Genomic DNA, 7,053 nt, shown 5'->3' with positions numbered 1-7,053 from the left:
TTTAACCCCTCTTTCAGTATCAAGATAAAATAATATCTGATTTAATCGTAAAAATTGTGTATTTTTCGTTCACCTTATAGAAGAAAGATAGAAAAACTTATGTAAAATACAACATTTTTACGTCATAACCTTTGTTTTTATTAATATATACTATTTTTTTATTCTTGTCTAGTAATAATACAACATTTTTACGATTTACAGCAACATTTTTACGTCACAAGCAACATTTTTACGGTTATATACAACATTTTTACGTCATAGGTACACAATTTTTACTCCCTAATACGCAATTTTTACGACATATGTACAACATTTTTACTCCCCAGTACAACATTTTTACTCCTCAGTACAACATTTTTACTCCTCAGTACAACATTTTTACGATATTAATAGCTATAAACCGTGTGGTTAAGCCTTAAAATAGCCCCTTAATTGTAACTGTAACTATAACTTTATATATATAACTATAATTCTTATTCTATAATAAAATAACTAACGAATTTTCAGAAAAAAATAAAAGGAGCTAAAGCTCCAAATTTTTAAATAAAAAATCTATTTCAATTGGAGTAAATGCAGCAACTACTTTCCCAATAATCCTTGGGTTATCATCCCAATATAATTTTATATCTGGAAATTTTCTTTCTCCGTTTTGATCCTCTTCTATATTTAAAGACTGTAGAAGAAGTCCATCTTCCTCTACAGTGACACATTTTATAAAATCATTTCCCATAGAAACATTATCTACTGCACAAACTTGACCATCATAATCAGGAGAACTTTGATATTTTATAAGCGCAGTTTGACCATAATGAAATTCTGGTTCCATTGAGTCCCCTTTAATTGGGATGCCTATATCATAATTAACCTGTTTATCCCAATACACAGTACATGTTTCAATATTATCAGTATAACCTTCACCTAAACCTGCAGATAATGCTTGCTCAGTCGCTTGCTTATATGGGATTAAAGAATTTCTAAAATGAATTATGTTTTCTTGTTCCTTTTGGCTTTTTAATTTATCCTCAGCATAATTAATTGTTTGTTGATTATTATCATCTGAGAGTTCTTGATAAATTGGCAAAATTTCTGTATCTGTTAAATATTCAAATGAAACATTTAGTGCATCAGCTAATTGTCTCAAATTTTCATCTTTAGGGTTTCTGGACCAATGTCAAATATTTAGACACAAAATGAGCTATATTTTCTTAAAATAATTTTCTTCTTTCTAATTTGGAGTTAAACCATTGTTGGCGGAATGAGGATTATAATTGTTATAAAATTGTTCGATGTATTCAAAGCAAGAGAGTTGAACTTCTTGAATGGAGTAAGAAGCAAGCAATTGATGCTCATCTAATAACTTTCTAAAGGAAGCTGATTTAAATTGGCTTCCTTGGTCCGAATGAAAGATAATTGGTTCCTTAGGCTTCCTCTTATTTATAGCTATTTCTAAGGTGTCACAGGTGAGTTTGGCATCAATCCTATCACTTACTTTCCACGCAATACATTTCCTTGAGTAGAGGTCAAGAATAGCACAGAGATAAACATGTCGCTTAGCTCCTATAGAGATATAAGTGAAATCTGTTGTCCAAACTTGATTTGGGGAATTCGGGTTAAATTCTTGTTTAAGCAGATTATCAGAAGAAAATACAGGAGATTTATTTGATTTAAAACAAGGTTTGATGGTTGACATTTTAGGGAGTGTCATAGACTTGAGAAGTCTTAAGATACGGCCTTCAGAAATATTAACGCCATAATCACGCAGAAGAATGATTTTAAAAGCTCTCGTTCCAATTCTTTTCTTAGCTTTCATATAAATCTCAAGGAGTAATTTTCTCAAGCGTTGATTTTCTACTTCACGCTTCGAAGGCCTCTTGTTTATGAAGTTATAGTAGGTGGAACGATTGACATGTAAAACACGACAGAGCATAACTGTCGTGTGTTCAAATCTGAGTCGATAGATGGCTTTCAATCTTACTTGGAGTTTTGCATGAATATGGCACTCGCTTTTTTTAAGATCAGATTTTCTTCCTCTAGTTGGGCATTCCTTTTTTGTAATTTTTGAATCTGTTTAGCAGTCAACACCGTATTATCTTCAAGACGCACTTGAGAGTACTGCTTAATCCATTTTGCAAGTGCAGAAGAAGATACCCCATAATCTTTACAGAGTTCAGTTTGTGTTTTACCAGTTTGATAGAGATTAACGAGCGATTGTTTGAAATCCTCGTCGTAACGTTTAAAACCTGACATAAAAGTCCTTTCATTTTTGTGTCTTAATAGACAGATTATAACACACAATTTTCTCTCCACTTTTATAGTATAGCTCCAAGGTTTGCAAAAGAACGTCTATCCGCTTTATGACGAGTTAAAAGAATTAAGAGGATTGAATGGGGTCAAAGACCACTTGTCTTATGTATCTAGCAAACAAGAAGCCTATTCTAAACGCAATGTAGCGAAGTATCTGAAAAAAGCAATCGAGCAATATCTACCTACGGTTAAAAGGCAGGAATTAGACCATGAGTAAGAATGTAAAAACCATAAAAGAGCTGGCTGACGAATTAGGCACTAATAAAACTAGAATTTCAAGAATAATAAACAAAAATTCAATCCCAACTCAAAAAATAAAATTGTGTTAGAGGACAATTCAGTAAGTCTTATCAGACAGTATTTTAAGAACGAAACACAACTACAGAACGAAACCGTCAGTATTCTTAGAACAGAACTTGATAAAGCCCATTCTCATATAGAAAAGTTAAGCAATCTTTTAGACCAGCAACAACGCTTAGCTTTGCAGGATAAAAAATTACTGGAAGAATACAAAGCAGAAATCAATGACTTAAAAGCCCTTAAAATGCCCTCACAGGACACAAAAGAGGAACAGGCGAATAGTCAACCGCAAGAGGAATTAGAAACGCTTAAAGAGCAAATAAGAGCCTTAAATGATAAAATAAAAGGACAAGAACAATTAAATAATCAAGTTTCTAAAAAATGGTATCAATTTTGGAAGTGAGGTAATTTATGGCACAAACCTTTAATAGAAAAATTTTAAGAGCCTTACAAGATAATGGTGTAAGAGAAATCAGAGCTTATGAAGTCGTTTCAAAACGTTTGACAATCTTTCAAACAGACAGAGGAACGTTTAAATATAGCGATAGTTTATATCGGCTAGTTGCCCCAAGACAAGAATTATGGAGGAATTGCACGACTGGTTTTATTTCAGAAGAAAAATACCATTTCTACAAAAAATAAAATATCTAAGTTTGAAAGAATAAATAAAAGCCCTTAAAAATGATTTTAGGGCTTATTATTATTCAAGTGGCATAATTCTACTCAAAACCATTTAAAAGGGCTTAAAAGGCAAAATATGAGCTTATAGGACGATTCAAGCATTAAAGGGAGTGAAATATCTATTTTTCAATTTCTTTAGTGCTTTTTCGTTGGTTTGCTCAACGACAGGAACATTTTTTTTACAAAGTAAAAAATAGAGTTTTTTCAAAACTCAAATAAAAAAGTCCGGTCTTAAATTTTAAAGCCCAAAAATTTCAGATCCGACTTTTTTATTGTTTACTCATCAGAATTTTCAACGGACTAAATTTCAAAATCATCATCACGTGCTTTATGTTTTGGACTTTGATTTTTTTGATAGGCTTCTAATCGCTGTTCTGATTTTTGATAGTATTGAATGTTTTTATCGACTTTATATAAAGTATCTCGCAAATCATCACGTTCTTTTGTTAAGTTTTTAATGGTATCTCTGATAGAGGTATCTTCATAAGGTAACGTTTTTGTTGTTTCCACGTATTCTAAAATCTTTGTGTCTAGCTTGTCTAATTGATGTTGTGTTTCTTGATAGGTGGCTTTTAACTCTTCTCCTATGGTTTCAAAACTTCTATCAAAACCAAGCCCTTGACTGATTAAGAAATCGAACTCATGAAAAACTTGTTTGAGTTTGATATTGACATTGTCAGAATAAAGAGGGATATTTCCACTTTGTCTTTGTAAATTTTTAGCAACGGTTGCCCCAACCATGATTTTATGGTTTGCCGGACTTCTTTTATCAATATACGAAAAGCGGTCGCCCTTTTTAATAAATATTTTATAGTGTCCGTTTTCTAATTTATCAACACAGCGTGCAGGTATCTTAATCGTTGCTTCATTATCGAATGCAGTATCAATGGTTACAACTAAATCTTTTTCAGTTTCTTTTGTTACTTGCCAATGTTCAAGTAAAATTTCAATTTCTTTTTCTTGTCCTTTTTCTTGAATGCTTTCTTTGTCATTCCAAAGTTTCACGACTTCCTCAACGGAATAACCAATGGTGTTTCTTTCTATCCGTTCTTTGAGATTTTCCTTTAAAAATTTATCATTTTTTAAACTTCTCTCTCTAATTTTTTTGGTTTGTTCGCTTCCCTCTAAAAGATAAGTGGTATATTTTTTTGTGTCGTCCACTTTTAAATTTAAGGCTCTTGCTTTTGTTTTAAAATCTTCCCAAGTGTGAGAATGGTTCATTAAAAATTCAAGTTTGTTTTTAATCTCTTTTCGGTAAGAATTTTTAGCAAGATAGACCAAATAATTTTTGTGAGAATGACCTAACTTTTGTTCAGGACGGTCAATAATTTTACAACCATATTCTTTAGAAATGTTATCAGAAATTTCTTTCAATCGTTCCAAATCATTTTTTGATTGTTGAAATTTATTTAAAGTCAAAGGGTCAGTTGCATTAAGCACAATATGATTATGGAGGTGTGGCTTATCGGTATGAGTGGCAATAATAAATTCCGCAGAATTTCCGAGATATTCTTTCATGGTTTTTAAACCAATTTCATGAGCTTGTTCAGGCGTTAAATGGTCATCAGGAGAAAAAGATTGGACAAAATGATAACCAAACCTTTCGTTTTTTCGTGGCTTGTTTTTTAAAGCATTTGCCATTGTTCGTGTCGCTAACATTTCATCACAGGTTGAGTGAATATCTAAAATATTTTGACCGGAAACATATTCAAAGTCATTTGTTTTTTCAGGGTTCATCACATAATCAATGAGTTGGTTTAAATCTTTTGAAGAATGAACCGTTCCGTTCGATTGTTTTGGCATTTTAATGACTGTCATTTTTACTCCCCCTCCGAAATATAATGAACCACTTTTTGAATTTTATCTTCCAAATTTTCTAATTGATTTTGATAATTAGACATCCATTCTTTTGTCTGATTATTTTTATTTTCGTTTAAATGTTTAGCAATTTGATTGATATTATTTCCGATACGTTTTAGTTCAGATTTTGTCGCAGAAATTTCAGAAATAATATTTTTATATTCTGAAAAATCAATAGAAAAAATCTCTTTATTGCAACAAGCTCGTCTAGCAAAAATAGAAAAATTAGTGATACCAGTTTCTTTCATTATCAATTTAATTCTTTCCGCTTCTTGTTCATTTACAAAGAATTTTTTTTGAATGCTTCTCTCACGATTTTTGATTTTTTTCATCTTGTCAACCTCACAAATATCTGTCAACTCTAAAAGCCCAAAATAGGGGGTTAGTGTCTTTAGCGAGCTTCGTAAGTGTGTACACACTTACAGTAAAAAGTATTCATCTTTCACTCACAAAACCTAAAATTTCCAATTTTATTTTTGTTCGTTTCAGACGAATATTTTTATTTTTGGTGGTGTCCCCCAATCCCCCTTTTTGAAAAAAATTAGAGCTTAATTTCAAATTCTTTTAAGACATCTTCGTATAAATCTTTGACTTCAAAACACAAATTTTTAACTTCATCTTCGGTCAAAGTTTGAACCTATTTTTTTGCGTGAATGTAATGATTTAATTCTTCTTTATCAATTAAATCTAATTGTTCATGTATCATTTCTTCTAACATCTCTATCAATACTTTTTTTGGAGTTGGAAATTTATTTGTCAGTTGAATTGCTTCTAAAATTTCACGTCCATAAAATTCAGTTTCTGTAAAATCTTTGCCTTGATAGTTAATCATCATTCATTTTCTCCTTTGATTTTATGGTTTGAAAGTTTATCATTTTTTAGTTCAGTTTCTTGTGGTTTTTTTTTCAGAACACTTTGTTTTTGCCTTATCAATTCTTTCTTTCATTGTCATTGATTTTTTAGGAACAGGAGCAACATATTTTTCTAATTCAATATCAATTTTTTCAATTAATTCTTTTGCGGTTGCTTGAACATTTTTCATCACATTTTCTAATTGTTCATCAGAAATTTTATCAAAGCCCCAAGAATTTAAATAGCCGATTGAATAATCTTTTGTGTCAATATTTAAATGATTAGCAACGACAAAAGCGGTAGATTCTGCTTCCAATTCTTGTAAAGCATATTTTTCAGAACCGAAAACTTCTTGACTATCTTTGTGCAATTTTGAATGAGTGATTTCATGCAATAAAGTTTTAATTCTTTGATAACCTTTTAAGTCAGGACTTAAACAAATTTCTTTCGTTGTAGGGGAGTAAAAACCATTTGCCCCAGAACACATTTCTGCTGTTTCTAAAACCTTAATTGGTACATCACTTGCCTTTGTGATTGAGAAAAATAATTTGCGATTATCATCAGGGTTGTCCGGCACATAAGCAACTGGTTTTGGTAAATTTTCATACTCAACTAATTGGTGTGTTTCAAAAACTGTTCCTAATTTAAAAGCATAAATTTCTTGTTTTGGTTTTCCGTTTTTGTCTAGTATTTTATTTCCGTTGACATCTTTTTTATCTCTCGTACAAGGCATAAAAATTTTTAAACCATGTTCACCTTTTTTTACATGGTAACCTTGATTTTTCCATGCTCCGAAAGAACCAACAAAACCAACATCAGGTTTTTGTTTTTGTAAAAATCTCGAATTTCTTGAAGAATAGTGAGGGCAAGAAGCAACAAATTTTAGATATTTTTTAAACATTTCTGAATTTTTGTAGTCTGAAATATTTTCTTTGATAAGGTTAGATAAACCTTTAGTATCTTTTTTCTCTAACAATTCTTGAATGTTTGAATCAGCACCTTGTTTTGTTGTTTCTATGTTTTTATCTTTTGCTTTTTCTAAATCAATAACCGGTT

At 31.0% G+C, this 7,053-nt stretch carries 8 protein-coding genes and 2 pseudogenes; 3 read left to right on the top strand and 7 right to left on the bottom strand.

What is annotated here, in order from left to right:
• Positions 1-523: 523 nt before the first annotated feature.
• The 3 genes from MHB61_RS13050 to MHB61_RS13850 form a co-directional block, all read right to left on the bottom strand.
• The gene (locus MHB61_RS13050; RefSeq protein ID WP_081144415.1) at positions 524-1,141 is read right to left on the bottom strand and encodes a S24 family peptidase; all 618 of its coding nucleotides are present in this window, start codon (positions 1,139-1,141) and stop codon (positions 524-526) included.
• Positions 1,142-1,225: 84 nt separating this feature from the next.
• Positions 1,226-1,969 carry an IS3 family transposase gene (locus tag MHB61_RS13045; protein ID WP_407067344.1) on the bottom strand — a complete coding sequence of 248 codons (744 nt, stop codon included), beginning with the start codon at positions 1,967-1,969 and terminating at the stop codon, positions 1,226-1,228.
• Between the two features lie 2 nt (positions 1,970-1,971).
• Complete coding sequence (locus MHB61_RS13850; RefSeq protein ID WP_057720941.1) at positions 1,972-2,247, bottom strand: IS3 family transposase; 276 nt, start codon at positions 2,245-2,247, stop codon at positions 1,972-1,974.
• A 73-nt stretch (positions 2,248-2,320) separates the two neighbouring features.
• Between MHB61_RS13850 and MHB61_RS13040 the strand changes: the two are divergent.
• From MHB61_RS13040 to MHB61_RS13030, 3 genes and pseudogenes are all read left to right on the top strand, one after another.
• Positions 2,321-2,521 (top strand): annotated as a pseudogene (locus MHB61_RS13040) (RepB protein); the annotation flags it as partial.
• Positions 2,514-3,007: pseudogene (locus tag MHB61_RS13035) on the top strand (RepB family protein). The pseudogenes MHB61_RS13040 and MHB61_RS13035, both read left to right, overlap by 8 nt.
• An 8-nt stretch (positions 3,008-3,015) precedes the next feature.
• A complete protein-coding gene (locus tag MHB61_RS13030; RefSeq protein ID WP_031559172.1) occupies positions 3,016-3,246 on the top strand; it encodes a hypothetical protein in 231 nt (76 codons plus the stop codon).
• A 339-nt stretch (positions 3,247-3,585) separates the two neighbouring features.
• Here MHB61_RS13030 and MHB61_RS13025 read toward each other — a convergent pair whose 3' ends face one another.
• The 4 genes from MHB61_RS13025 to MHB61_RS13010 form a co-directional block, all read right to left on the bottom strand.
• The gene (locus MHB61_RS13025) at positions 3,586-5,103 is read right to left on the bottom strand and encodes a relaxase/mobilization nuclease domain-containing protein (protein ID WP_137016239.1); all 1,518 of its coding nucleotides are present in this window, start codon (positions 5,101-5,103) and stop codon (positions 3,586-3,588) included.
• Between the two features lie 2 nt (positions 5,104-5,105).
• On the bottom strand, positions 5,106-5,477 hold the full coding sequence (locus tag MHB61_RS13020) for a plasmid mobilization protein (protein ID WP_137016241.1): 372 nt from the start codon (positions 5,475-5,477) through the stop codon (positions 5,106-5,108).
• 305 nt (positions 5,478-5,782) lie between these two features.
• Entirely contained in the window at positions 5,783-5,980 is a 198-nt protein-coding gene (locus MHB61_RS13015) for a hypothetical protein (protein ID WP_228766099.1), read from the bottom strand.
• A 48-nt stretch (positions 5,981-6,028) separates the two neighbouring features.
• The gene (locus MHB61_RS13010) at positions 6,029-6,973 is read right to left on the bottom strand and encodes an ArdC-like ssDNA-binding domain-containing protein (RefSeq protein WP_081213828.1); all 945 of its coding nucleotides are present in this window, start codon (positions 6,971-6,973) and stop codon (positions 6,029-6,031) included.
• Positions 6,974-7,053: the final 80 nt, after the last annotated feature.

Source organism: Lactococcus sp. FSL K6-0773 (genome assembly GCF_038006485.1).
GTDB classification, from domain to species: domain Bacteria; phylum Bacillota; class Bacilli; order Lactobacillales; family Streptococcaceae; genus Lactococcus; species Lactococcus lactis.
This window is presented reverse-complemented; position numbering and strand designations above follow the sequence as displayed.

What these genes read in the sequence shown, in the direction of transcription:
- MHB61_RS13030 (WP_031559172.1), top strand. Translation starts at nt 3,016, where the DNA reads ATGGCACAAACCTTTAATAGAAAAATTTTAAGAGCCTTACAAGATAAT.
- MHB61_RS13015 (WP_228766099.1), bottom strand. Translation starts at nt 5,980, where the DNA reads ATGATGATTAACTATCAAGGCAAAGATTTTACAGAAACTGAATTTTAT.
- MHB61_RS13020 (WP_137016241.1), bottom strand. Translation starts at nt 5,477, where the DNA reads ATGAAAAAAATCAAAAATCGTGAGAGAAGCATTCAAAAAAAATTCTTT.
- MHB61_RS13850 (WP_057720941.1), bottom strand. Translation starts at nt 2,247, where the DNA reads ATGTCAGGTTTTAAACGTTACGACGAGGATTTCAAACAATCGCTCGTT.
- MHB61_RS13025 (WP_137016239.1), bottom strand. Translation starts at nt 5,103, where the DNA reads ATGACAGTCATTAAAATGCCAAAACAATCGAACGGAACGGTTCATTCT.